At 36.8% G+C, this 25,046-nt stretch carries 27 protein-coding genes; 1 reads left to right on the top strand and 26 read right to left on the bottom strand.

Annotated elements, in window-relative coordinates; genetic code table 11:
* From JOC73_RS00820 to JOC73_RS00750, 15 genes are all read right to left on the bottom strand, one after another.
* Complete coding sequence (locus JOC73_RS00820) at window positions 1–789, bottom strand: FliH/SctL family protein (RefSeq protein WP_204399941.1); 789 nt, start codon at window positions 787–789, stop codon at window positions 1–3.
* Window positions 782–1,801, bottom strand: coding sequence for a flagellar motor switch protein FliG (gene fliG, locus JOC73_RS00815; protein WP_204399940.1), 1,020 nt, complete (start codon window positions 1,799–1,801; stop codon window positions 782–784). The genes JOC73_RS00820 and fliG overlap by 8 nt, the downstream gene beginning before the upstream one ends.
* 10 nt (window positions 1,802–1,811) lie before the next feature.
* Window positions 1,812–3,359, bottom strand: a complete 1,548-nt coding sequence (gene fliF / locus JOC73_RS00810) for a flagellar basal-body MS-ring/collar protein FliF (protein WP_204399939.1) — start codon at window positions 3,357–3,359, stop codon at window positions 1,812–1,814.
* Between the two features lie 24 nt (window positions 3,360–3,383).
* On the bottom strand, window positions 3,384–3,689 hold the full coding sequence (gene fliE, locus JOC73_RS00805) for a flagellar hook-basal body complex protein FliE (protein WP_204399938.1): 306 nt from the start codon (window positions 3,687–3,689) through the stop codon (window positions 3,384–3,386).
* A gap of 13 nt (window positions 3,690–3,702) precedes the next feature.
* The gene (gene flgC / locus JOC73_RS00800; protein WP_204399937.1) at window positions 3,703–4,143 is read right to left on the bottom strand and encodes a flagellar basal body rod protein FlgC; all 441 of its coding nucleotides are present in this window, start codon (window positions 4,141–4,143) and stop codon (window positions 3,703–3,705) included.
* A gap of 2 nt (window positions 4,144–4,145) precedes the next feature.
* Window positions 4,146–4,544 carry a flagellar basal body rod protein FlgB gene (gene flgB / locus JOC73_RS00795; RefSeq protein ID WP_204399936.1) on the bottom strand — a complete coding sequence of 133 codons (399 nt, stop codon included), beginning with the start codon at window positions 4,542–4,544 and terminating at the stop codon, window positions 4,146–4,148.
* A 791-nt stretch (window positions 4,545–5,335) separates the two neighbouring features.
* On the bottom strand, window positions 5,336–6,115 hold the full coding sequence (gene codY / locus JOC73_RS00790) for a GTP-sensing pleiotropic transcriptional regulator CodY (protein WP_204399935.1): 780 nt from the start codon (window positions 6,113–6,115) through the stop codon (window positions 5,336–5,338).
* A 397-nt stretch (window positions 6,116–6,512) separates the two neighbouring features.
* Window positions 6,513–8,603: a type I DNA topoisomerase gene (topA, locus tag JOC73_RS00785; protein ID WP_204399934.1), complete on the bottom strand. Its 2,091-nt coding sequence runs from the start codon at window positions 8,601–8,603 to the stop codon at window positions 6,513–6,515.
* Between the two features lie 42 nt (window positions 8,604–8,645).
* On the bottom strand, window positions 8,646–9,740 hold the full coding sequence (gene dprA / locus JOC73_RS00780; RefSeq protein ID WP_204399933.1) for a DNA-processing protein DprA: 1,095 nt from the start codon (window positions 9,738–9,740) through the stop codon (window positions 8,646–8,648).
* Between the two features lie 133 nt (window positions 9,741–9,873).
* Window positions 9,874–10,665, bottom strand: coding sequence for a lysophospholipid acyltransferase family protein (locus JOC73_RS00775; protein ID WP_204399932.1), 792 nt, complete (start codon window positions 10,663–10,665; stop codon window positions 9,874–9,876).
* 300 nt (window positions 10,666–10,965) lie between these two features.
* Complete coding sequence (gene lepB / locus JOC73_RS00770) at window positions 10,966–11,520, bottom strand: signal peptidase I (RefSeq protein WP_204399931.1); 555 nt, start codon at window positions 11,518–11,520, stop codon at window positions 10,966–10,968.
* A gap of 113 nt (window positions 11,521–11,633) precedes the next feature.
* Window positions 11,634–12,227: a YdcF family protein gene (locus JOC73_RS00765; protein ID WP_204399930.1), complete on the bottom strand. Its 594-nt coding sequence runs from the start codon at window positions 12,225–12,227 to the stop codon at window positions 11,634–11,636.
* Window positions 12,228–12,309: 82 nt separating this feature from the next.
* Window positions 12,310–12,867 carry a GNAT family N-acetyltransferase gene (locus JOC73_RS00760; protein ID WP_204399929.1) on the bottom strand — a complete coding sequence of 186 codons (558 nt, stop codon included), beginning with the start codon at window positions 12,865–12,867 and terminating at the stop codon, window positions 12,310–12,312.
* A gap of 93 nt (window positions 12,868–12,960) precedes the next feature.
* The gene (locus tag JOC73_RS00755) at window positions 12,961–13,461 is read right to left on the bottom strand and encodes a hypothetical protein (protein WP_204399928.1); all 501 of its coding nucleotides are present in this window, start codon (window positions 13,459–13,461) and stop codon (window positions 12,961–12,963) included.
* 289 nt (window positions 13,462–13,750) lie between these two features.
* Window positions 13,751–15,277, bottom strand: a complete 1,527-nt coding sequence (locus JOC73_RS00750) for a YifB family Mg chelatase-like AAA ATPase (RefSeq protein ID WP_204399927.1) — start codon at window positions 15,275–15,277, stop codon at window positions 13,751–13,753.
* Window positions 15,278–15,828: 551 nt separating this feature from the next.
* Here JOC73_RS00750 and eam point away from each other — a divergent pair.
* On the top strand, window positions 15,829–17,094 hold the full coding sequence (eam, locus tag JOC73_RS00745; protein WP_204399926.1) for a glutamate 2,3-aminomutase: 1,266 nt from the start codon (window positions 15,829–15,831) through the stop codon (window positions 17,092–17,094).
* A gap of 169 nt (window positions 17,095–17,263) precedes the next feature.
* Here the strand turns inward: eam and JOC73_RS00740 are convergent, their stop codons facing one another.
* From JOC73_RS00740 to ftsY, 11 genes are all read right to left on the bottom strand, one after another.
* On the bottom strand, window positions 17,264–17,614 hold the full coding sequence (locus JOC73_RS00740; protein ID WP_204399925.1) for a YraN family protein: 351 nt from the start codon (window positions 17,612–17,614) through the stop codon (window positions 17,264–17,266).
* 11 nt (window positions 17,615–17,625) lie between these two features.
* Entirely contained in the window at window positions 17,626–18,243 is a 618-nt protein-coding gene (locus JOC73_RS00735) for a ribonuclease HII (protein ID WP_204399924.1), read from the bottom strand.
* A gap of 113 nt (window positions 18,244–18,356) precedes the next feature.
* Window positions 18,357–19,343, bottom strand: coding sequence for a ribosome biogenesis GTPase YlqF (gene ylqF / locus JOC73_RS00730; protein ID WP_243427816.1), 987 nt, complete (start codon window positions 19,341–19,343; stop codon window positions 18,357–18,359).
* A 234-nt stretch (window positions 19,344–19,577) separates the two neighbouring features.
* A complete protein-coding gene (gene rplS, locus JOC73_RS00725) occupies window positions 19,578–19,928 on the bottom strand; it encodes a 50S ribosomal protein L19 (RefSeq protein WP_204399923.1) in 351 nt (116 codons plus the stop codon).
* Window positions 19,929–20,043: 115 nt separating this feature from the next.
* Window positions 20,044–20,790: a tRNA (guanosine(37)-N1)-methyltransferase TrmD gene (gene trmD, locus JOC73_RS00720; RefSeq protein WP_204399922.1), complete on the bottom strand. Its 747-nt coding sequence runs from the start codon at window positions 20,788–20,790 to the stop codon at window positions 20,044–20,046.
* Window positions 20,787–21,287 carry a ribosome maturation factor RimM gene (rimM, locus tag JOC73_RS00715; protein WP_204399921.1) on the bottom strand — a complete coding sequence of 167 codons (501 nt, stop codon included), beginning with the start codon at window positions 21,285–21,287 and terminating at the stop codon, window positions 20,787–20,789. The genes trmD and rimM overlap by 4 nt, the downstream gene beginning before the upstream one ends.
* Window positions 21,288–21,363: 76 nt before the next feature.
* Window positions 21,364–21,591, bottom strand: coding sequence for a KH domain-containing protein (locus JOC73_RS00710; protein ID WP_204399920.1), 228 nt, complete (start codon window positions 21,589–21,591; stop codon window positions 21,364–21,366).
* A 25-nt stretch (window positions 21,592–21,616) separates the two neighbouring features.
* Window positions 21,617–21,862 (bottom strand): 30S ribosomal protein S16, encoded by a 246-nt coding sequence (gene rpsP / locus JOC73_RS00705; RefSeq protein ID WP_204399919.1) that lies wholly within the window; start codon window positions 21,860–21,862, stop codon window positions 21,617–21,619.
* 37 nt (window positions 21,863–21,899) lie between these two features.
* Entirely contained in the window at window positions 21,900–23,243 is a 1,344-nt protein-coding gene (ffh, locus tag JOC73_RS00700; RefSeq protein ID WP_204399918.1) for a signal recognition particle protein, read from the bottom strand.
* 23 nt (window positions 23,244–23,266) lie between these two features.
* The gene (ylxM, locus tag JOC73_RS00695) at window positions 23,267–23,635 is read right to left on the bottom strand and encodes a YlxM family DNA-binding protein (protein WP_243427815.1); all 369 of its coding nucleotides are present in this window, start codon (window positions 23,633–23,635) and stop codon (window positions 23,267–23,269) included.
* A gap of 107 nt (window positions 23,636–23,742) precedes the next feature.
* Window positions 23,743–25,041 carry a signal recognition particle-docking protein FtsY gene (gene ftsY / locus JOC73_RS00690; protein WP_204399917.1) on the bottom strand — a complete coding sequence of 433 codons (1,299 nt, stop codon included), beginning with the start codon at window positions 25,039–25,041 and terminating at the stop codon, window positions 23,743–23,745.
* Window positions 25,042–25,046: the final 5 nt, after the last annotated feature.

Below are 25,046 nucleotides of genomic sequence, written 5' to 3'. Positions count from 1 at the left end.
TCACTCACTTCGTAAAAGCTCGTTAAAGAGCTTTTCAATTGTTTTAATTTGGGTATCAATGCTGGAATCAATTGTTCCAGATAGGGTGTCAATCAAAACACTTCCTGGTGACAAGGAAGGTTCGCATTTGATTTCCATTTTCTCAACGCCCTCTGTCATCATGTAAATCCTATGTTTTGATGAATTAACTAGGTCATAATCCTCTTCACTTACTCGAATAATCAGCGATTCTGCAAAGGTAAGCTTTTGAAGCCCCTCCATAACTAGATTTAAGAGCAGTTCATGATTCTCGTTGATTTCATGTCCAATAACCTTTTTAACAGTTTCAATAACTAATTGGATGACCTCCCCTTCAAAGGCCTTAGCCATTTGTTGCCTTTCCAAGAAAGATTGTTGCTTAATTTCGGCTGCCTCTTGAATAATTTCCTCCATTGCTTGGTAGCCATCATTTTTTCCTTGAATCATCCCTTCTTCATATCCATCCGCCTTAGCTTTATCAAATATCGATTGACTATCTATATAGGCCTCTTGAATAATTGATTGGGAATCTTTTTGCGCATCTGCAATCATTTGTTGACTAATCTCTTCAGCTTGACTTATAATCATTTCCGCCTGCTGATTCAATTCTTCTAGATCAACTGGAGGTTCTTCATCTTCCCCCTCCCGTAGTTGAGCTCTTTCAAATTCATCCTGCTTGATTTTTATTAAATTCTGAAGTTCTGAAAAGCTGATCTCCTTCTTCTCTCCTAGTATAATGTTTGAGGATTTAAATACTCTTGGTTTAGACAATGATCTCATCTCCTCCACCACGGGCAATGATAATCTCTCCTGCCTCCTCCAGCTTTCTGATGATATTTACAATCTTTTGTTGCGCTTCCTCCACATCCCTTAATCTTACTGGTCCCATGAAATCCATGTCCTCTTTTATCATCTCTGCCATACGTTTAGACATATTTGCATAGATAACATTGGCAACCTCTTCTGTAGCACCCTTTAATGCAACTGCCAGCTCTTTATTGTCAATATCCCTAATGAATCGCTGGATAGCTGTACTATCGAGACTAATGATATCTTCAAACACAAACATTCTCTTACGGATTTCTTCAGCTAATTCAGCATCAGAAATCTCTAAGGTATCCATAATGTTTTTCTCTGTTCCTCTATCAACAGCATTTAATATATCAACTATAGACTGAATTCCTCCTGCTGATGTATAGTCCTGACTTACTAAAGAAGATAGCTTCCTTTCTAAGACTGCCTCCACTTCCTTGATTACCTCTGGAGAGGTACGATCCATAATGGCTATCCTTTGAGCTACTTCTGATTGCTTTGCCTGCGGAAGAGCAGATAATATTTGTGCCGATTGCATGGATGGCAAGTAGGATAATATCAAAGCGATGGTCTGGGGGTGCTCATTCTGGATAAAGTTCAACAACTGACTTGGATCAGCTTTTCTAGCAAAGTCAAATGGCTTTACCTGTAGGGAGGCTGTCAACTTATTGATAATATCCATTGCCTTTTGTGAACCTAGTGCTTTTTCCAAAACGTCCTTTGCGTAGTTAATTCCCCCTTCTGATATATATTCTTGAGCAATACAGACTTCATAAAACTCTGAAAGGATTCTTTCCTTTTCAGCCGGAGATACTTTTCTCATATTGGCAATTTCCAAAGTTAGTTCTTCGATTTCTTCATCATTTAAATGTTTAAATATTTGTGCTGAAAATTCAGGGCCAAGGCTAATCAGTAAAATTGCTGCCTTTTCTTTTCCAGACAATTCCGTTTTTACGGACTTTCTAGCCATCCTCACACCTCTATTCTTCGCTTAACCAATTTCTGAGTAGCTGAGCCACAGCCTCAGGTTTTTTAGCTACTAATTTTTCTATCTGTTGCTTCACTTGAGAACCAGAAAGTTCTAAATCAATGTCTTCGTATTCTTCTGGAGTAATGGTTTCAATGACTGGTGGTAATTCAACCTTCTTCTTCTTTCTGATTTGGGCTACTGCAAAGAACGCAGCACCCATCACTACAGCCGCCAATACACCAATCAATCCTAAAGGTAAATCCCTTAGACCTCTAGATTCAACAGTGTTGAAGGCGTCCTGTACATGTGGTGGTAGTGAGTTATTAAACTCTTTAATACCAACTTGTACAACTTTTGTATCTAATCCAGCAGCTGCAGATATGATATTAATCAGTTCTTTTTTCTCAGAATCCGACAGATCTCCATTGTTCAAAGAACTACTATTAATGTATACCGCCACTGTAATATCCCTAACTTGGCCTTGAGCCTTCACTATTTTTTTTCTTAATTCATTAATCTCGTAATTAATAGTTTCGTTAGCCTCTTCATATTTTGCTTCCGATTGATCAGCTTCAACGTACTGGGGAGTTTCTGTATTTGGATCAGTGCCTGGTACCCCACCGGTGCTGGAGTTTACAGAAGAACTCTGAAGCTTCTGCATACTTCTAACGATTCCATTGGTTTCACCTTCTATGGGTGGAGAAAACTCTTTTATCTCTGTAACTTCACTATCAAAGTCTAAACGGACATTCGCCATTACAGCTATATTTCCATAACCGTAAACAGTTGATAGAAAGTCTGAGATGCTGATTTCTAACTCCTGCTTTATAACATTATTAAGATTTAACTGATCATTTACTCCAAAGGCTCCATCCTCTGTATTTTTAGGATTAAGCACCCTCCCATCATTGCCATGGATTGTAACATTTTCTACATCCAATCCCTCAACAGCATTGGATACCAATACAGCAATCCCGTTAATACTGTTATTGTCTAACTTTGTAACTGGGCTTAAATCCAAGTACACTGATGCTTTAGACGGTTGTTGGTTATTATTAAAAACAAAACCAGTCTTTTCAGGAACAGATAAATTAACCACCGCTCGATTGACCCCTGATATTTCTTCTATCGTCTGGGCCAGGTGATTTTGCTGAGCTATTAGAAATCTTTGAGATCTTTCTTCGCTAGTCATCATAAAAGAGCTCGAATTAGTTAATGCCTCTTCGTACCCGAATCTGGCACTGGGTAAACCTTCTGTAGCCACCACTACTTGTGCCCTCTGCATGTCCTTTTCATTAACCATTATCGTACTACTGGCCTCTCCCAACTTAGCTTCAATATTATTACTTGTCAGTACATTTAAAATTTCTCCAGAATGCTTTGGATCTAAATTTGTATATAATGGGACGTATTCTACTCTAGTAAAAAAGAAAATTAGTCCGGTTAAGGTAAGTAGTATAAATACCCCCGAAAAAAACATCTGCATTTTTTGTTTCTTTTCCATGCCCTGAAAATAATCATTCAGTTGTCCGCTTATTTTCTGTAATGCTTCCGGCATTGAATCACCTCATCTCTGCTATATTTAGATCTGCATTCTAGTAATTTCTCGGTAGGCGTCTAACACCTTGTTTCTAATTTGCATCATAAATTGCAAGGAAGTATCAGCTTTTTGCGCTGCAATCATAGCTTCGTGGATGTTTTCCAATTGACCTGAAGCAAGCTTTAAGGAATAATCTTCACTTGTTTTTTCCAAGCGATTTGTATTGTTAATTGCCTCTGCAAGGAGTTCCTTAAAATTTCCTTGAGATTTTTCCGATGCCTCATCAAACAATCCCAATCCCTTAATCCTATGTATTTCATTATTTATTGAAATTCCATTAATTTTCATCTCTTATCCCCCGCTATCTTCCTAATTCAAGTGCCTTCATGGCCATACTTTTTGTCGTGTTCATTGCTGTTACATTAGCTTCATACCCTCTTGAAGCTGAAATCATATTCGCCATTTCTGTCACGATATCAACGTTGGGCATCAATACATAACCTTCTTCATCTGCATCTGGGTGACCTGGTTCATATACCCGTTTAAAAGGCGTTGTGTCTTGTCTGATCCCTACGACTTCCACACCCTTACCAGATTGATTGCCTTTAGCATTGTTTAAAAAACTGGCAAAGGAGCCTTCTCCTTCTTTAGCCTTATATACCACAACTTGTCTACGATAAGGACCACCATTACTGGTTCTCGTTGTGTTGGCATTTGCAATATTTTTTGATATTGTATCCAGTCTTAATCTTTCAGCTGTTAATCCAGATGAACTTATATTGATGGAATTAAATATTGACATTATTATCGCTTCCCTTCATTTATTGCAATTCTCAATCTAGAAAAATGATTATTAAGTTGAGTAGACAATGTGTTGAATGTAATTGTGTTTTTAGCTAATTCAGCCATTTCCACATCTATATCTACATTATTTTTATCTCGCCTTGTACTAAAACCACCATTATTTACCACCTTGTGTTCCGCATCAGCTATTGACCTAACCCCTATTGGGATATGATTTTGGTGGGTTGTTACCCCTGTTAAATCATCTCCATTTACATACCTCTTGAGGATTTCTTCAAACTCCACATCAGATCGCTTAAAGTTGGGAGTATTTACATTTGCTATATTGTTAGCAATGACTTCATTCCGTTTCCAAGATGCATTGAGGGCTTTTGATAATAGGTTGATTTGATTATACATTCATTTACCTCCTAATTTAATAGACTATATCCTCTTATACCGATAGATGATTTTCTTGTAATTTTTAATTTAGACTTTTTTATTTAAGTATCCCTTAATTTTATAAAAGTTTCGTATAACTATAACGACACCTTTTCCTATATAATTGACTTGACAATTCGATGTTTCCTCGCTGACCAAAAGCAATTAAGAACCCTTAATAATTGAATAGTGTAAAAATGAATAAATCATCTCCACCTTATATGATTTGATATATTTCTTTATTTTCCTTCTTTTTTTTGCATTTTTCTACAAACAGGACTATAGCACTAAAGGAAAACAATCTAACCAACCTAAGCTATTTAGTACCCTTTGCTAATAGTAATATAGAATGTATATTTTGTCATTTTTTTTCATTTTCCTTCTTTTTTTTGCATTTTTCTACAAGCAGGACTATGGGCCTACAAAGAAATAAGAACAAAGAATATTGTTTTTCAACGTTTTGGGGATATCCTATTTAAATATTAAAATAATTTAAAACTTTTTTAAGTAAACATATTATGTCAAATTATGATTGTTATTTCCAAAATTACTTTTTGTTTATTTTAATTATAAAAGAAATCATGATAAAACACTGTTACAGTTAGGTTAAAATTCAAATTTACCATTAATTACATTCCATGATTATAACTAAACTCCAGACCTTTATGTGACAACAAAACATGCATGATGTGTATAATTATAAATTTCAGTTTATACAAATAAAAAAGGTGCATCTGATAGGGATGCACCTTTTTATTTGCAATTTCAAATTATCTCTTTAGCTTTCTTAACTCTTCCATTAGACGATTGTTTAATATTTTGATATGAGTTCCCTTCATACCTAAAGATCTTGACTCGATTACTCCAGCACTTTCAAATTTTCTTAGGGCATTTACAATAACCGATCTAGTAATCCCCACTCTATCAGCGATTTTACTTGCTACCAGTAAACCTTCACTACCATTTAATTCATTAAAAATATGCTCAACAGCTTCTAGCTCTGAATATGATAAAGTACCAATAGCCATTTGTACAACGGCCTTCTTTCGAGCTTCTTCTTCAATTTCTTCAGATTTTGCTCTTAGAATTTCTAAGCCTACTACCGTAGAGCTATACTCAACCATTACTAAATCTTCATCAGTAAATTGGTTAGCATGTCTTGCTAATACTAAAGTTCCTAATCGTTGTCCACTACCATTAATTGGAACAATAGTTACTAACTTATTGTAGCTTTCAACGTCGTATTTAAAGATTTGCAGTAGCTCGTCTTGTGTAATGTTAGATTTCGTTTCTAGGATTCTTAGCATTTCTTCATTGTACTCTTCTGGAAACCGTTTTTCAGCTGTTTTTTCATCAACAACAATTGGAATATCAGATGTATCAGTTAAACTTACACCCAAAACCTTTCCCTTTGAACTTGCTACGTAAACGTTGGCGTCTAAAATTTCACTTAGAATTCTACTCAACTCATTGAATGATATTGAATGCTCTCCCGATTTCTGTAGTATTCTATTAATTCTTCTGGTTTTTTCTAATAAAGCACTTGCCATTATACTTCCTCCTTTGTATCTAGAAAATTATATTCTTTTATAATGTATGTATCCTGATGAAGGTCAGATCAAAAATTCGATTAAAGTGTAATTTAGTATTATGTACTTAGTCAATATTACATATCTGCTATTTGTGTAATAATTTTCTATTAATTATATCATCTTCTGTTAAAAGGATTTTTATACCCCTTCTTATGCAATCTCCTAATATTTCATCAAGAATATCGCAGTAAATTTTTTGAATAATTACACATTTAACATTATGTATCAAATTGTTACCCCATAAATGGAGCTAAAACTTAAATCCTAAATCAATCGATACTTCTTCTTCATCTCAGTCTAAATGACATATTAACATAATTGAAAACTAGAATCAATAGTAATTATTAATCAATTTCTAATTTTCGTTTTCTACATTCTCTTCAAACTTACATTCCTTATGGCTACACACTATTTTATCGCCCTTTTTACTCTTTTTATAAATTAAAATAGATTCACACTGAGGGCATTTTCGATTTATTGGTCTATTCCAAGATACGAATCGACACTTTGGAAAGGAACTACATCCATAAAACAACCTTCCTTTTTTAGATCTTCTTTCAATTATTTCTCCATCTTCACAGTCAGGACATTTGATTCCTAATTTGTTAACGATTGGCTCTGTGTGGGTGCATTCTGGGTAATTAGAACAGGCTAAAAACTTACCATATCGACCATGCTTAATCAACATTTTAGCACCGCAGACTTTGCAATCTTCATCACTTTCCTCGACTAAATCAATTTCCTCCATATCCTTCTCAGCAATTTCTAACATTTTACCAAATGAATCATAAAATTCTTTAATTAATTGTCTCCAGTCCTCGCCGCCCTCCTCAACTTCGTCCAGTTGTTTTTCCAGACCAGCAGTGAAGTTAACATCCAGCACATCTCCAAAGTAGTTTTCTAAAATTTCCGTAACAATAATTCCTAATTCTGTTGGTTTTAAGTTCTTACCTTCTTTTTCCACATATCCTCTTGATAAAATGGTTGAAATGGTTGGTGAATAGGTACTTGGTCTTCCTATGCCTAACTCCTCCATAGTCTTTACTAAAGACGCCTCTGTAAATCTAGGCGGTGGTTGAGTAAAGTGTTGCTTTGGAACTGGATTGATGATACTGATTTTTTCTCCCTCTTCCAAAAGGGGCAGATTAACGTCCTCTGATACACTGGCATAACTATATATCTTTAAAAATCCATCGAACTTTAATCGTGATCCAGAGGATTTGAAGTTAATCTTCTCAACTTCTAGTTCAATTGACAAAGTATCAAAAATTGCTGGTGCCATCTGACTAGAGATGAATCTTTCCCAGATGAGCTTGTATAGTTTGTACTGATCCCTAGAAAGGGAGTTCTTAATAGAATCGGGATCTTTATCCACATATGTAGGTCGAATTGCCTCGTGGGCGTCTTGAATATCTTTCTTATCCTTTTTACTCTCTTTTTTCTTCGTCGTCCCTTCCTTTCCAAGATACTTTTCTCCAAAATTTTCTAAGATTAAATTTTTAGCATTTTCTTTAGCTTCTTCGGAAATTCTGGTAGAGTCAGTACGCATATAGGTGATGAGACCTACGGTCCCCTCTTTTCCAATATCTATACCTTCATAAAGCTGCTGTGCAATCGACATTGTTTTCTTTGTAGAAAACCCTAACCTATTGGAGGCTTCCTGTTGCAATGTGCTGGTGATGAAAGGTAAGTAAGGATTTCTTTTCTTTTCACTCTTTTTCACCGAGCTTATCAATAGGTCCTTATCCTTGATTCTACTTAGAATCAATTCAACTTCATCTTGATTATTAAGATCCTTATTGCCTTGATGGTCAGAATGGAATTTAGCTTCAAATTTCTCCTTCTTCTTGTTAGCTACTTCTAACATTAAACTCCAGTATTCTACAGGCTGGAATTCATTAATTTCTTCTTCTCTGTCTTTAATAATCTTCGTTGCAACCGATTGAACTCTACCTGCACTTAAACCCTTTCTAATATTTCTCCAAAGCAGTGGACTTATTTTATATCCCACTAGTCTATCTAAAACTCTTCTTGCCTGTTGAGCATCAACAAGATTTTTGTTGATGGCTCTAGGCTTTTTGATAGCATTTTTGATAGCATTTTTAGTTATCTCATTAAATTCGATACGACATGGAGTGTCTTCAGGAATATTAAGGGCATTGGCCAAGTGCCAAGAAATGGCTTCCCCCTCTCGGTCAGGGTCAGTAGCCAGTAGAACTTTTTTAGCCTTTTTAGCTTCCTGTCTAATTTCCTTTAAAACAGGTCCTTTTCCTCTAATAGTAATATAATTTGGATTAAAATTATCTTCTATATCTACACCCAACTTACTTTTTGGTAAGTCGATGATATGTCCAACTGAAGCTTTTACAACATAATGGGCTCCAAGAAATTTCTTAATGGTCTTTGCTTTTGCTGGTGATTCTACAATCACTAAAGATTTTGCCAAACTACTACACCTCCCAAAGTCAATTCCCCTCATTATAACAATTTATCTATTCACTGTAAATGTTTTGCCAGGCAATTGGTTGATGAACCCCTTTATTTCTAATATTGTTAATATACTACTTAAGTCCTTTATCTTCAATCCAGACTTATATGCTATTAAATCAATAGAGATTTGTCCTTGTCTAATAATTGAGTAGATTTTTTCTTCTATCTCCCCTAGTTGTTCAGTTGTTGCTACCTTGTTACAATTATTGATGAGGGGATAACTTTTCTTAAGGTCTTCTATAATATCTTCAATGCTTAGTAGAATTTTAGCTCCATCGCGAATAAGTTTGTTGGTACCTTTACTCTGAAGCTGATTGATATTCCCGGGTAATGCATATACTTCTTTACCATGGTCTAAAGCGTATTCTACAGTAATTAAGGCCCCGCTCTTTTCTGCCGCTTCAATAACAATAACACCATCTGATAATCCACTAATAATCCGATTTCTTGCGGGAAAATGATGTTTCATCGGCGGCGTTCCGGGAGCATATTCACTAAGTACACAACCTGTTTCAATCATCTGCTTCATGATAGCTGAGTTGGAAACAGGATAGCATTGTTCCACACCACTACCTAATACACCAATGGTGTAACCCTTATTATCTAAAGTGCCTTTATGACTAGCAGCATCTATCCCCAGTGCTAGACCACTGATAACACCAATGCCCCACTGACTCAATTCCTTTGCAAATTGATAGGCAGCCCATTTACCATAAGGACTTGCTTTCCTCGATCCTACAATTGATATTAATGGCAGGTCAAATTTTGCATTGCCATTTATGTATATTACGTAAGGTGAATCATATATATTTCTTAATTTATCAGGATATGCTTCATCTAGTATGGTTAAGATTTTAATATTTTCCTCACCAGCTCTTTGATAAATCTTTTCAATGAATGTTTTATCTCTATTTTGAGTAATTCTATTGGCAATTATTCGGTGTTTATTGAGGGCTTCTAATACTTCCTTCTCATCAGCCTCCCATATTTCCACTAATCCTCCGAAATACTCTTGTAATTTCATGACGACATTATAGCTAATTCCCCCAAGATGATTAAGCCAGACTAATATATCCTTATCACCTAAAAGCAAATTTCTACCCCCCTCACCTAAAATATGTTTTTCCAATCTTAGGTATCTATCACTTGATTACTAAAAGCTCAACTTATCACATTATATAACAACAAATAAAATTAATAAACTAAAAGCAAACAAAATTTGCCCTTTACTTTTCCTGTCTCCATTGGTTCATATGTTCTCCAATAAACCTTAAGATTTCTTTGTGTGTTTCCTTGCCATTTCCTGTTATTTCCATAGATTTACCAAAAGCCATATGTATATGCTTACTTCGATCAATAGGCCCTAAATCCCGAATGTACTTACCGTTTTCCCACATATCCGTCTTAATGGCTATAGGCATTATCGGAACATTAGCCCTCTTTGCTAGTTTAATACCAAGGGTGTTGAAATCCTCTGGAATAAAATCAGAAGCCCTTGTACTCTGGGGAAATATAATGACAGATCTTCCTGATGCCAACATTTCCTGACCCTCAGTCATAACTTTTTGTAAATCTTCCCTAGGGTTAACCCGATCAACTACAATTGGCTTTCTCGCCCTCATGATGGAACCAATATAGGGATGGGTTGCCAGACTTGCCTTAATTACGAAGCTGGCTGACATTCTTGGTGCAATAATACATGGGAAAACCATTGTTTCTAAAGTACTCATATGATTACTAACTAAAACAAGAGGTTTTTGTGTTTCAACAAGATTATTTAGACCAGTCAAATGAAACTTTCCTCCGCACTTTTCAATATTCTTCATAATCCTGTAGGAGGCTTCTGCCCACTCACCTCTATTAAAATTACCAGCATCGGCAATTTTTTTAGCCCTTAAGATTTCCTGTGCAAATTTATAGTGAAAATAGTATCGAGTACCTAGAGAAAGTCTGTCCAATAGAAACCTTTGGGTGTCCGCTGGAGTATGATAAGTGTCTTCATTAAAATAAACTTTCATAAATATGTATCTCCTCACATTAATATTATTTTAACTGCTAGATATTGGTCTATATAAGTATCTAATATTATACCACAGGATCTTACCTCTACAATCCCTCCAATCCTTTAAAACATTGGCTATCTTTAAGTTAAAGGATTTTATTGCCTTGGAAATAGCAAAATTTCAACATTTTCCACCATAACCTGTAGTATTTTATCGAATGAACAAAGTCTGCCTTCGGAAGATTTAATTGATGACTTATGTTGAAACTCATTTACGAAAAAGTTCTCTTTCATATTAATTTAATGTAGAACTTTCCTATTCGTTATAAAATAACCTCCTCTTCCCGAAGGGTATAAACCGCAGAACTACCTTCCCCCGTATATTCTCAGATGGAATAGCTCCAATCATTCGACTATCCTTACTATTATTCCTATTATCCCCCATTACGAAATAATGATTATCAGGAACAGTTATTGGTGAAAATGACACCCTCATCTCCTCAAGAATATAGTCCTCTGCCACAAGTTCTCCATTCCTGTAAATCTTGTTTTCTTTCATTTCCAGATAGTCTCCAGGCTTTCCAACAATCCTTTTGATCCATGTACGTTTGTTTTGATTGCCAATAATTCTATTGATTAGCGCAGTTTCCTTTATCTCATCTTTAAGGGTCCTCATTCTTTCAACATTGCTATCGACAATGACAATATCTCCATAATTCGGTTCCTGCTTTAAGAAAAGGTTCAATTTCCAAGCCATCACTTGATCTCCATCACTGAAGGTCGGCATCATGGAGGTCTGCTGTACAGTATAGAGCTCAAGAATAAAAATATTAATCAATAAAGCTGCCACTATGGCTAGTCCGATAGACAAACTCCAGCCTCTTATTTCCTTAATGATATGACTTTTTTACTGTTACAACTGTTATTACAGTTATTAATTTCTGGTGTCATGTTTAGTTGCTATCCTCCCTCATTTCAACTTGTTTATTTTCTAAAAAAAGACTGTATATAATAGTAGGTAATCGCCGAAACCTCCCTCAAGGTGTAACGAAATTTTAATGCCTTATTTCTATACAGTGTAGTATCCTTGACAGGAGCTCCATAGGTGGTGATTCCTTGATTTTCAGCCATCAACAAGGCTCTTTTCATGTGGAATACATCTGTAACGATAATCGCTGTTTGCCACTGATGTTTCTCCATTATTTCCTTGCTGAATTCTATATTTTCATAGGTGCTGGTTGCCTGATCCTCTAAAAACAAAACCTCTTCCTCAACTCCTAGGGAAATTAATCCCGCCTTCATGACTTCCGCCTCGGTAGGGGGATATGTACCCATTCCACCAGTAAGGATTATATAATCTGCCAACCCTTCTTTATATATATTCATCCCATGGATGATTCGAGCTTGTAAAGCAGGACTAGGACCATGTTGCCATACGGCTGCTCCAAGAATTATAATGACGTCCGCCTCGACGGGGGAGGCGTATTCTCCAACCTGACTGATGGAGTAATACTGATACCCTCCCCAACCAAGACATAGACAACCTAAAATCAAAATCGAGATTATAACTTTCTTCATAAGTAGACTCCTTTATAAGACACTTTTTGCCATTATCTATAATGTACTTCACCAATTAGTCTGTGAACATGATCCCTCTAAGCTATTTTCCTTCATATTCTTTCCTTAGGATAGAATAACTTTCAAGATCAACATATTCCCCCCATTTCATAACATCCTCTCTTTTTAATCCTTCGAAAATCATCCCCATCTTTTCCATCACCTTGCTAGAACCACGATTTCCCTTCATACATAAGGCATATATCTTATTGAGTTCTAGTTCATCAAAGCCAAACTTCATTAGAGCTTTTCCTGCTTCTGAGCAATATCCCTTCCCCCAGTAGGGCACCCCTACCCAGTATGCCATTTCAGCCTTATTAAAGACCTTTAGCATTAAACCAATCGCCCCTACTAGAACATTACCTTCCTTTAGGGTGATTGCATAGGTTATTGCAATCTTTTCCTGAAGATTCTTGTCATGGGTATTAATCCAAGCCTCTGCCATTCCATCTTTATAGGGGTGGGGTATATTAAGGGTTGTAGATGCAATCCTTTCATCCCCAGCCAGCTCCTGCACTCTTTTTGCATCGGTTAATTCAAATGGCCTTAATATTAATCTATTTGTCTCTAAAATTGGTTGTGTTATTGTCTGTTGTTCCATAGTATAAGCCCTCCTAATAATTATATATTAACGTAAAAAAGGTGACAACTGTAGGATGTCTAGCCTATGCCGCCACCTTGCATTCCTGTTATTTTAAATGCTTGTATCCCTAAATGGGACTGCCTCAACCTTTTCCACTCCCCATTTTCTCATGCTGACCTTTTGAAGAGTCAGCATAACTACACCAGTGTAGGTTCGTTCATTTGTTAATAAAACTCCATCCTCACCTACTGTATCCTTTAAATTTACCCTTATGGCTACGCGACGAAGATCTTTGTCATAACCTGAAGTCTCTACTTCTTCGATATCTAATTTTTGAAATAATCCCTTTCTGATTTCTACAGACTTATTAAATTTCATTACTAGACTTGGCAAATCGTACTCATTTACTCCAAAGATCACCTGATTGACTAGCTGTTTTTGATCTTCAGTGATGTCAAACACCTCATTTCCTACAGAGAGCTCTTTTATGATGGTTTCTGCAGCGTCTTGTGGTGAGACAATATAAAAGTTCAATGAACCAACTATAGCTCCAACTAATAGAATAAACGTCACTCCCATCCCCATCTTAGTCTTAAGTATTTCAACCTTCATATGAATTTACCCCCTCTAATAATTTTCCTCAATTTCCACTCTGTCTCATCATTAGTTAAACGTTTGTATTCCAAAGCGATCTAATCATACGAATGGTATCAGCATTAATAGCCTACTCGATATTTTTGTCTTTAAATTTCCTCTCACAATAGCACATCCTGTTATACACTTCTCTAATGTCTGAAATATCACTATGGATGCCCCATGACCACATCCAACATCAAGTACTTAGTTTTCCCGGTTGGTTGTTCCATTGGAGGGAATGGGGTGTTGCCAAGCATTCCTCCTATTATTTTAATAGCGTCATATTTCGATATTGTAACGCCTCTGCCACATGATTGCTTGCTATTTCCTCTTGATGGTCTAGGTCTGCAATGGTGCGGGCAACCTTTAGGATCCGATTGTAACCCCTTGCACTGAGTTTCATTCGGTCATAGGCTACCTTCATTAGCTCCTCAGCATCTTTATCTAGTTTACAATATTTTTTTATATCCGATGGACTTAACTGGGAATTTGACAATACATTTTTCCCTTCATATCGCTCCAACTGGAATTCCCTTGCCTTCTTCACCCTTTGTCGTATTTCCTTTGAGCCCTCCGACTTCTGGTTGCAGACCATATCAGTATAGGTGACGGCGGAGGTTTCCACGATTAAGTCTATTCGATCCAGCAATGGTCCAGAAATTTTACTGATATATCTTCTAATTTCGTTTGGGCTACAGGTACACTGTTGTTCTGTCCTGCTGCCATAGTATCCACATGGACATGGATTCATGGATGCCACCAACATAAATTTAGATGGATAGACGTAGGAACCATTTACCCTTGAAATACTGATATATCCGTCCTCTATAGGCTGCCTCAATACTTCTAATGTAGTTTTATTAAACTCAGGCAATTCATCTAAGAATAATACTCCATAGTGACTCAAGGTGACTTCACCAGGTTTTGGAATTCTCCCCCCGCCCGTTAGAGCTATGGTGGAGGTGGTGTGATGGGGTGAACGAAAAGGTCTTATATTAATCATACCTTCCCCGTGGTCTAATAAACCTGCAACACTATATATTTTTGTGATTTCGATGGCTTCCTCAAAGGTAAGATTAGGCAATATTGATGGCAATCGTCTGGCTGCCATGGTCTTACCTGACCCCGGAGGCCCCACCATTAAAAGATTATGTCCTCCAGCAGCGGCAATTTCCATTGCTCTTTTTAAGTTATCCTGTCCTTTGATATCCTTAAAGTCTTCCAAAATATCTAAGCTATCCTGCAAATCTATTTCTTTACCTACCACCGTTTCAATTATGCAATCACCATTGAGAAAATCCACTACTTCCTTTAGGCTTGATACACCTATACTTTCCATTTCCTTTACTAATTTTGCTTCTTCTATATTTTGATGGGGTAGGATGACTCTTTTATACCCCTTTTCATACATGGATAACAACATGGGTAATACCCCATTGATTTTATGGATTTTACCATCTAAAGCCAATTCCCCCATGATTACCGTATCACTAAGATTATCTGCCCTAAACTGATTTGATGCCTTTAATATTCCCAGGGCTATGGGTAAATCAAAATGAGTACCCACCTTCTTAGTGTCGGCTGGTGCTAAGTTGATGGTGATTCTTCTTAGGGGAAAATCAAATTCACTATTATTGATGGCTGCCCGGACTCTTTCCTTTGATTCTTTTATCTCTTGGTCTGGTAGCCCTACAATATTTGTAACAGGCAACCCGTTGGATAAATCTATTTCTACATCAATTTCTCCTGTATCTAGTCCATTGATACAACAGGACTTAATCTTCGCCAACATTCTTCCACTTCCTAACATTTTTAAGGTGTAATAATCTAGGTTCTATGTAATGGGTCTTTTGTCCTTCTTTTTTATTAATATTTCGTAACATTATTTTGTCGCCTAGTGCCAGAGTCCCTTTGTATGGAAAAATTTATGGTATATTTTCATCAATTTGACATATTAATTTATATATGATAAAATTTCTTAATACGAAAGACTCCAATCATGAAATCAAACTGGGTTATATCCCTTCATATGAGGTTTCCAATTATTGTTATGAGGCTTACATCTCAAGTTTTGCTGGCATGTAATACAAGCCCTTTGTAAAGTTAGCAAAGTAAGTTTCACTATCTCATTCAATCATTTATAACCTATTTTTTAGTATATTAGTTAATATCAAACACAACCAATTTTAATTTCTTGGTTTTCTTAAATTTGCAAAAATATAGACAATCATCTATGTTTTATTTGCGTTCTTTTTTAATAGGAATTTTTAAGTTCTTTTTATCAAATCCTATATTACCACAAATTATATTAAGATAAACATAGTTTTTTAAGGAGGAGATTTAATGGAAGAAAGAAACAGTCGAGAAATTTCACTACAGAGAGCTCATGAGCTAAAATCGAGAATTGAAGATTTTTTAACAGCAAGAGACAGTATCCCTAGAGGATTATCCGAAGAAGAAACTAGTAAACAAGATGAAAAAAAGAAAAAAATCCTATCACTGTTAAATGCAACTGAGGAGGATTGGAATGATTGGAAGTGGCAACTCAGCAACCGTATTAGCGATGTTGACTTATTAGCTCAAATTATCAAATTAGATGAAAATGAAATCAAAGCAGTTAAACGCGTTCACAAGAAATTCAGATGGGCAATATCCCCCTACTACTTATCGTTAATCGATGATAACAACAAGTATGATCCTATCAAATTGATGTCTGTTCCAACAAAAGTAGAAATCGAAAAGGCTGTAGGGAGCACTGACCCGATGGCGGAGGAATTTACGAATCCAGCCGGTTCAATCACTAGACGTTATCCAGATCGTCTAATCATAAACGTTACCAACGAATGTGCAATGTATTGTAGACATTGCCAAAGAAGACGAAATATTGGAACTCTAGATCAGCACACTCCAAGGGAAGAGTTACAGGAGTCTATTGATTATATTAGAAATACTCCAGAGGTTAGAGATGTGTTAATAACTGGTGGAGATGCCTTTACCCTTTCAGATGCCACTTTAGACTGGCTTTTAGGAGAGCTCCACAGCATCCCCCACGTTGATTATATCCGACTTGGCACTAGAACCCTAGTAACAATGCCTCAACGTATAACAGACGACTTATTAAACATCCTAAAGAAGTACAGCCCTATATACATCAACACTCATTTTAACCATCCTAAAGAAATCACTAAAGAAGCCAAAGAAGCCTGTGATAAACTATCTAACATTGGTGTACCTTTAGGAAATCAAGCTGTATTATTAAATGGAATTAACAACGACAAGTTTGTTATGCGATTAATGAACCAAGAGTTATTAAAATGTCGTGTAAGACCATACTATATCTTCCATGCTAAGAAGGTATTAGGGACTACCCATTTCAAGACATCAGTAAATGAAGGAATTGAAATCATGGAGTATTTAAGGGGCTACACCTCTGGTATGGCTATCCCAACCTATATTATCAATGCACCAAAGGGTAAGGGTAAAACTCCCATTCTACCTCAATACCTTATTTCCCACGGTAAAGACTATGTGAAAATCAGAACTTGGGAAGGGGAAGTCATCGACTATCCAAGCACGCCTTCTAAGCCTATGGCTGAAATATTGAAATAGACCAAGTATCAACATAAAATATATTTTCCTTGTACTGATGGCCTATCAAAAAGATTGCTCTCAAAGACAATAATCTCTAGCCTGTTCAAAAGCCTTTAGATTCAATAAAAAAGAAAACCAGCCTCCGCAGCGTATATAAATACGTAAGGGTGCTGGTTTTTTGTAATATTTAGAAAGCATTCACAATATGCTCCACTCGAAAATCTTCTCCATCCTTGTAGACCTCCATCACATCGAAGCGATAACTGACACTTTTTAGATATCGATGGGTCTGTATATAGTACTCTCCAAGTCGATAATAGTTTATCTGCTTACGGGTGTTTACAGCTTCGCGAGGTAATCCAAAGCCAATGGATCTTCTTGTTTTAACCTCCACAAAGGCAACGGTATCACCTTTTCTTGCTACAATATCTATTTCTCCAAATTTAGTTCGGTAATTGCGGTCCAATATTTCATAACCTTCATTAATTAGATAAGCACAGCTTTTGGCTTCCCCTAAAGCCCCCAATTGCTTTTTCATAACCATCCCCACTACACAGCAATAATCTTCTTTAAGAAGCTTCTTCTATGTAAATCGCTGGGACCATAAGTTATCAAGGCTTCTTTATGGAGCTTAGTCCCGTACCCCTTGTGTTGCTCTATGCCATACAGGGGGTATTCCTCCGCCCATTTAAGGCACATTCTATCCCGTATCACCTTTGCTACGATTGAAGCACAGGCAATTCCATGGCTGGTATCATCTCCTTTGATGATTGCTTTCTGAGGTGTCTTTAAATCCACTTCCTCAGCATCTATTAAAAGAAAATCCGGTGTAATGATATTTCCTTCTTTGTCCTTTAAACTTGCGATTGCCTTCTTCATGGCTAATCTAGTGGCATTTTTAATATTAATTTCATCAATAATCCTAGCCGACACAGTACCTACACCAATGGCAATAGCCTCTTCTTTAATGATTTCATATAATGTTTCCCTCTTCTTAGCACTTAGCTTTTTAGAGTCCCTCACACCTTCAATAATTAAATTCTTTGGCATAATTACAGATGCTGCTAAAACACTACCAAAAAGACAACCTCTACCCACTTCATCACAGCAGGCAATTAGATCATGTCCAAAATCCCATAGTTGTTGCTCTAACTCTAGATTACTCATTTTTTCGCTCCCCACTTTATCAATACTTTATCCATTATAGCCAACAAACATTTCCTTGGGTCACCATATGGATATACGACCAAAAATATCTATTTGCTTTTCTAAAGATTTTCCTACTCTACTAGCTTATCTTCTATTTCTTCTCTTACATCTTCTTCTACAGCTTCCATTTGTTCTTGACTTAGTACCTTCATCTGTTCGGATTGCTGATCATCCTGCTCTCCTTCATTCTCTTGCTTTTCTTCCATTAATTCCTGTGGACTTTCTAATGTAATTCTACCAATTTTCCCCGCACGGAATTCATCCAATACGATATTGGCTATTCTAGTATAGTCTACCTCACCACGTTTAATGATACAACCACGCTTTATTGCCATCTCCTCCATAGTCTCAAGTGGAGTCCCTGCTTCCCCCGAAAGATTGTATCGTTCCTTAATCTTTTCTGGATGATGTTCTACAAGGTACTCGATCAACCGTAGAGCCAAAGTTTCTACATCCATAATTTCATCACGGATTGCTCCCGTAAAGGCTAACTTGATGGCAACTTCTTGATCCTCAAATTTAGGCCATAATATACCGGGAGTGTCTAAAAGCTCCATATTTCCCCTTAATCGAATCCATTGCTTTCCCTTTGTTACCCCAGGCCTGTCTCCAGTTTGGGCACTCTTTTTTCCTGCCAGTCTATTAATAATAGAAGACTTACCTACGTTGGGGATTCCCACCATCATAATTCTGACGGCTCTTGGTTTTCTACCCTTTTTAATCCATGCCTCCATTTTATCCTTTACTGCCCTTTCTCCCTCAGCCATTACTTGTCTTAGACCAGTACCTGCTATGGTGTTAATAGGGATGGCTGTAATGTTTTGGGCCTTGTAGTATTCGATCCACTTATTTGTTCGGTCTGGATCCGCTAAGTCCACCTTGTTAAGGATGACTACCTTTGGTTTTCCACCGATAATATTGTCTATATCAGGGTTTTTACTACTAAAGGGTAGTCTAGCATCAAGTAGTTCAAAAACTACGTCTACTAGCTTTAGCTGCTCCCTTAATAGTTCCCGAGTTTTCTTCATATGGCCAGGATACCAGTTGATGTTCATCATAACATCATCTCCTCTTCCTATATTCCTATTTATGTATATCTATTTTAAACATATATGTTTTTTATAATACATAAGGAGTTATATACTTTATATGTTGAAGCAGTCATAATCTCTCCTTATGTTTTACCCATTAAGGTATTAAAAATCTTATCTTTTAAAAGATTACCTTATTATATATTATACAGGTTAATGAGTACAATAAAGGGACTGCATGCAGTCCCTTTATTAAACAAATTAATATTTTTTTCTTTCCTTGATCTTGAATGCAGCCTTACCGATTCTATCTCTTAAGTAGTAGATTCTAGCTCTTCTAACTTTTCCTCGCTTAGCTACTTCAATCTTCTCAATTTTAGGAGAGTTTACTGGGAAGGTTCTTTCTACACCTACACCGTAAGAAATTCTTCTTACAGTGAAAGTTTCAGCGATTCCTCCACCTTGTCTTTTGATAACGATACCTTCAAAAATCTGGATTCTCTCTCTGTTACCTTCTTTAATTCTAACGTGAACTTTAACTGTATCACCTGTATTAAATTCTGGTAAATCCTTCTTAATTTGTTCGCTTGTAAACGCTTTTAATAAATCCATAGTTTGTCCCTCCTTCCTTCCTAGACGTTCTTATGCTATCATAGTCATAGAGGACCGCCCGTATTACCTTTGTAATTATATCATACCTATTTTAACTAGACAATAGGTGAATATACTATTTTTTATTTTCTTTTTTCAGTTCCGCCAACAGCTTTAAATCAGCCTTTGATGGCTGTAATCCCTCCATCAAATCAGGTCGTCTCTCCATAGTCATCTCTAGGGATTTCTTCCTTCTCCATGTGTCGATATTCTTATGATTTCCAGACATGAGGACATCCGGCACCTTTAACCCTCGGAATTCCGCTGGACGGGTATAATGGGGATATTCTAACACCCCAGAATAGAAGGATTCCTCTTCATAGGACTCCTCTTGGGACAGAACCCCGGGTATCATCCTAGACAGGGCGTCAATCACCACCATCGCAGGGATTTCTCCACCTGTTAGAACATAATCACCAATGGAGATTTCATCCGTTACCAATTCATCAATTACCCTCTGGTCGATTCCCTCATAGTGTCCACAGAGGAATACTAATTCCTTTTCTTGTGCCAGCTCTTGGGCGATTTCTTGATTGAAGACTCTTCCCTTAGGAGAAAGATAAATTGTCCGTGGCTTCTTTTCCAGTTTCAATTCCTCAACAACCGCTTGATGGCTATCGAAGATTGGTTGGGGAGTCATCACCATACCAGCACCACCCCCATAAGGGTAGTCATCCACTTTTTTATGCTTATTTGAAGCATAATCCCGTATATTGATACAGGCTATATCCAGTAGCCCCTTTTCCCTAGCCCTTTGAAGAATACTAGAACCAAGGGTAGCATCAAACATCTGGGGAAACAATGTCAAAATCCTGATTATCATTCGATCATTCCTTCTATTGGATCTACTATGATTTTACCACCTTCTATGTCGATAACAGGAATAAATTCCTTTACAGAAGGAATCAGATATTCCTTACCATCTTCATTGGCAATAATATACACTTCATTTGAACCTGCCTGTAGTATATCCTTAACTTTGCCTAAATAAACATGATCTACAGTATAAGCCTTAAGCCCGATAATGTCTGAAATATAAAAGGTATCCTCTGGCAATTCCCTTTTTTGACTCTCATCAATGTACAAGAACTTGGTTTTGAATTTTTCAACTAAGTTTATATCATCAAGATCCTTAAAAGTGATGATGGCATTATTTTTTTGATATTGAACCTTATTAATGTAGAATTTTCCCTCCACACCCTCGATGTATACCCACTCCAATTCTGCAAACCGTTCTAATTCATCAGTTAAGGGTGTAACCTTTAATCCCCCCTTTATACCATGGGTATTAATGATTCGTCCTACTTTTAACTTTTTCATCCTTTAGCACCTACTTTTATCCTAGTCTCTAAAATAATTTTGGATATTGAAGAAGGATTAGGTATACCTAATCCTTCTAGATGATTTCTACAATGACTCTTTTATTATCTTTGGTAGCTGCGGCTTTTACAACAGTCCTAATTGCTTTAGCTATTCTACCTTGCTTTCCTATAACTTTTCCCATATCTTCTGGGGCTACCTTAAGTTCAACAATAATAGATGAATTTCCTTCTACCTCATTAACTGAAACTTGTTCCGGAAAGTCCACTAAAGCTTTGGCTATAACTTTTACCAATTCGCCCATTTGTAAAACCTCCTAAAGTACATTATTATTCAATAATGCCGTTTTTCTTAAGTAGATATTTTACAGTGTCAGTAGGTTGTGCTCCATTGTTTAGCCACTTGTTAGCCTTTTCATCATCTATCTTAATTTCCTTTGGTTCGGAAACTGGATTGTAGTATCCGATTTCTTCGATGAATCTACCATCTCTTGGTGCTCTTGAGTCAGCAACTACAATTCTGTAAAAAGGTCTTTTCTTAGCACCCATTCTCTTTAATCTAATCTTAACTGCCATCTTTCTTTCACCTCCTTCAAATCACAAAATTTGAAATTTATCTTCCAAAGAAAGGTAATTTAAACTTACCACCCTTTTTCATTGATTTCTCCATATCGGTAAATTGTTTCATCATTTTCCTCGTTTGTTCAAACTGTTTAATCAAACGATTTACCTGTTGCACACTGGTTCCACTACCAGCAGCAATTCTTTTTCTTCGACTAGCATTTAGAACTGAAGGATTTATCCTTTCTTCCCTAGTCATGGATTGAATGATGGCTTGGATATGAAGTAATTCCTTTTCATTAACCTCCATGCCCTTCAACTGCTTTCCAGCACCGGGAATCATTTCTAAAAGCTGGCTAATTGGTCCCATACTCTGTACTTGTTGTAATTGATCTAAGAAATCTTCAAAAGTAAAGGATTGGCTCTTAATTTTCTTTTCTAATTCTTTAGCCTTTTTCTCATCAAAGTTTGCTTGAGCCTTCTCAATTAAACTTAATACGTCCCCCATACCAAGAATTCTTGAAGCCATTCGATCTGGATGGAAGGGCTCTAAATCATCTAGCTTTTCACCTAGGGCTGCAAACTTAATCGGCTTGTTGGTAACTGCTCTTACTGAAAGGGCAGCACCACCACGGGTATCACCATCGAGTTTTGTTAGGATTACCCCATCAACTCCAAGTTGATCATTAAAGTGCTGGGCAACATTTACTGCATCCTGCCCTGTCATGGAATCCACCACTAACAAAATTTCGTGGGGTTTAATAGCACTTTTAATGTTTTGTAATTCCTCCATTAGCGCTTCATCTATATGCAATCGACCTGCTGTATCCACCAGCATTACGTCGTTGCCGTTTTTGTTGGCATGTTCTAAAGCTGCCTTTGCAATTTCTACGGGGCTTGTTTGATCCCCTAGGGTAAACACAGGTACATCCACCTGTCCCCCCACAACTTGTAGCTGTTTGATTGCGGCTGGTCTATAAATATCCCCTGCCACCAATAGGGGTCTTTTTCCTTGTTTCTTTAGCATTTTTGCTAATTTACCAGAAGTAGTTGTCTTACCAGCACCCTGTAAGCCTACCATCATAATGATTGTAGGGGGCTTTGATGCAAAAGTAAGCTTACTCTGGGTGGTACCCATTAATGCAGTTAGTTCTTCATTTACTATTTTAATGATTTGCTGACCAGGAGTTAAACTTTCCAATACATCAGACCCAACTGCTCTTTCTTTAACCTTATTAATAAAATCTTTAACTACTTTAAAGTTAACATCTGCCTCCAACAGGGCAAGTTTAACTTCCCTCATGGCTTCTGCTACATCTTTTTCAGAAACCTTTCCTTTTCCCTTTAATTTTGACAAGGTGTTTTGGAGTTTTTCTGCCAATCCCTCAAAGACCATCACGAAACCTCCTCGAAAATCTATTAATTCAACATCTCTGTGAGTAATTCTTTTATTTCATCTAATGGTTGCATTAAAGCTTCCTTGGTGGACCCCTTTTGGATTTCATCTTCAAGAGTCAATATTGTCTCCAAGGTCTTTTGTAATTTTTCACTGCGGCTGGTAAACAACTTAACCAATTTCAACTTTTCTTCATATTCGTATAGGATTTTTTCTGTACGTTTAAGGGTATCATAAACGGCTTGTCTAGAAATTTCAAAAGTCTCAGAAATCTCTCCTAAAGAGAAGTCTTGGTTATAATATAAGTCAATCATTTCCCGTTGACGATCCGTCAACAGCTGACTATAAAAATCAAACAATAAAGATATTTCAATTGTTTTTTCCAGCATCATTTTCAACACTTCCTATGTTTTATTCAGTGTTAGTATGTGTAAAGTAAGTTTCCTTTACAGACATATTCTATAATAAATTTAAGCCTGTGTCAAATACTTTTTGAAAATTATTCTTCACCAAATAATGCAGCGACAAAGGCTTGGGAATTAAACTCTTGTAGGTCCTCCATTTTTTCCCCAACTCCAATGAGTTTTACGGGGATTTGTAGCTCTCTACTAATGGCGATAACAACCCCACCCTTTGCAGTCCCATCAAGCTTGGTTAAGACAAGTCCTGTTATATCAGTCACCTCTTTAAAAACCTTTGCCTGTTGAATCGCATTTTGACCTGTAGTGGCGTCTAGCACTAACAAAACTTCCCTTGTAGCTTCGCTGTATTCTCTTTCAACGATTTTATCGATTTTACCTAACTCATTCATTAGGTTCTTCTTATTATGAAGTCTTCCTGCAGTATCACAGATTAAAACGTCAGCCTTTCTAGCCTTAGCCGCCTGAATTCCATCAAAAATTACTGCTGCTGGATCAGAACCTTCTTGGTGCTGAATAACATCTACACCAACACGATCTCCCCATATTTGTAGCTGGTCTGCCGCCGCTGCTCTAAAGGTATCTCCAGCTGCTAATACAACCTTCTTACCCTGTTTCTTTAACTTGTGGGCAATCTTACCAATAGAAGTTGTTTTACCTACACCATTTACTCCTACCACTAATAAAATTGCTGGGCTTGGCTCTACATTTAGAATTTCACCCTCAGAGAATTCATCTAAGATCGACGCTAACTTATCCTTTAACAATTCTTTAATCATGTTTGGATCTGTGATTTTTTCCTTCTTAATACGATCCCTTAAATCATCAATTACCTCCATTGTTGTATCTACCCCAAGGTCAGCAGTAATTAAGATTTCCTCTAACTCCTCAAACAATTCTTCATCAATCTTTTGGTAGGACTTAACGAGGTTTTCAATTTTGCCAGTGATCCCTTGCTTAGTCTTTGAAAGACCTTCTTTTAATCGTTTGAATAGACTTACCTTCTCAGTAACTGTCTCTACAACCTCTTGTACCTCTTCTTGCACTTCTTCTTGTACTTCCTCTTCAACATCCTCTATCTCTACAACCTCTTCCACAGGCTTTTCTTCCACCTCTGGCTCTTCCTCTACTGCTGGCTCTTCCTCAATACTTTCTTTAGGAGCTTCCTCCACTAATTCTTCCTGAGGTTCTTCCTCCAAAATTTCTTGAACCTCTTCAACTAGCTCCTCTTGAATTTCTTGGATAGCTTCTTCATTTGGTTCTTGTTGACCTTCAAGCTCTTCAAGTTCTTCTATGATTCCTTGCACCTCTTGGGACTCTACCACTTCAATGTTTTGCTTGTCTTTCCCCTTAAGTTTGTCTAATAATTTTTTAAACATATAAC

The organism is Alkaliphilus hydrothermalis, from assembly GCF_016908555.1.
In the GTDB taxonomy this organism is placed as follows: domain Bacteria; phylum Bacillota; class Clostridia; order Peptostreptococcales; family Natronincolaceae; genus Alkaliphilus; species Alkaliphilus hydrothermalis.
Note: the sequence above shows the minus strand (reverse complement) of the source record. Positions and strands in the feature narration are given on the sequence as shown.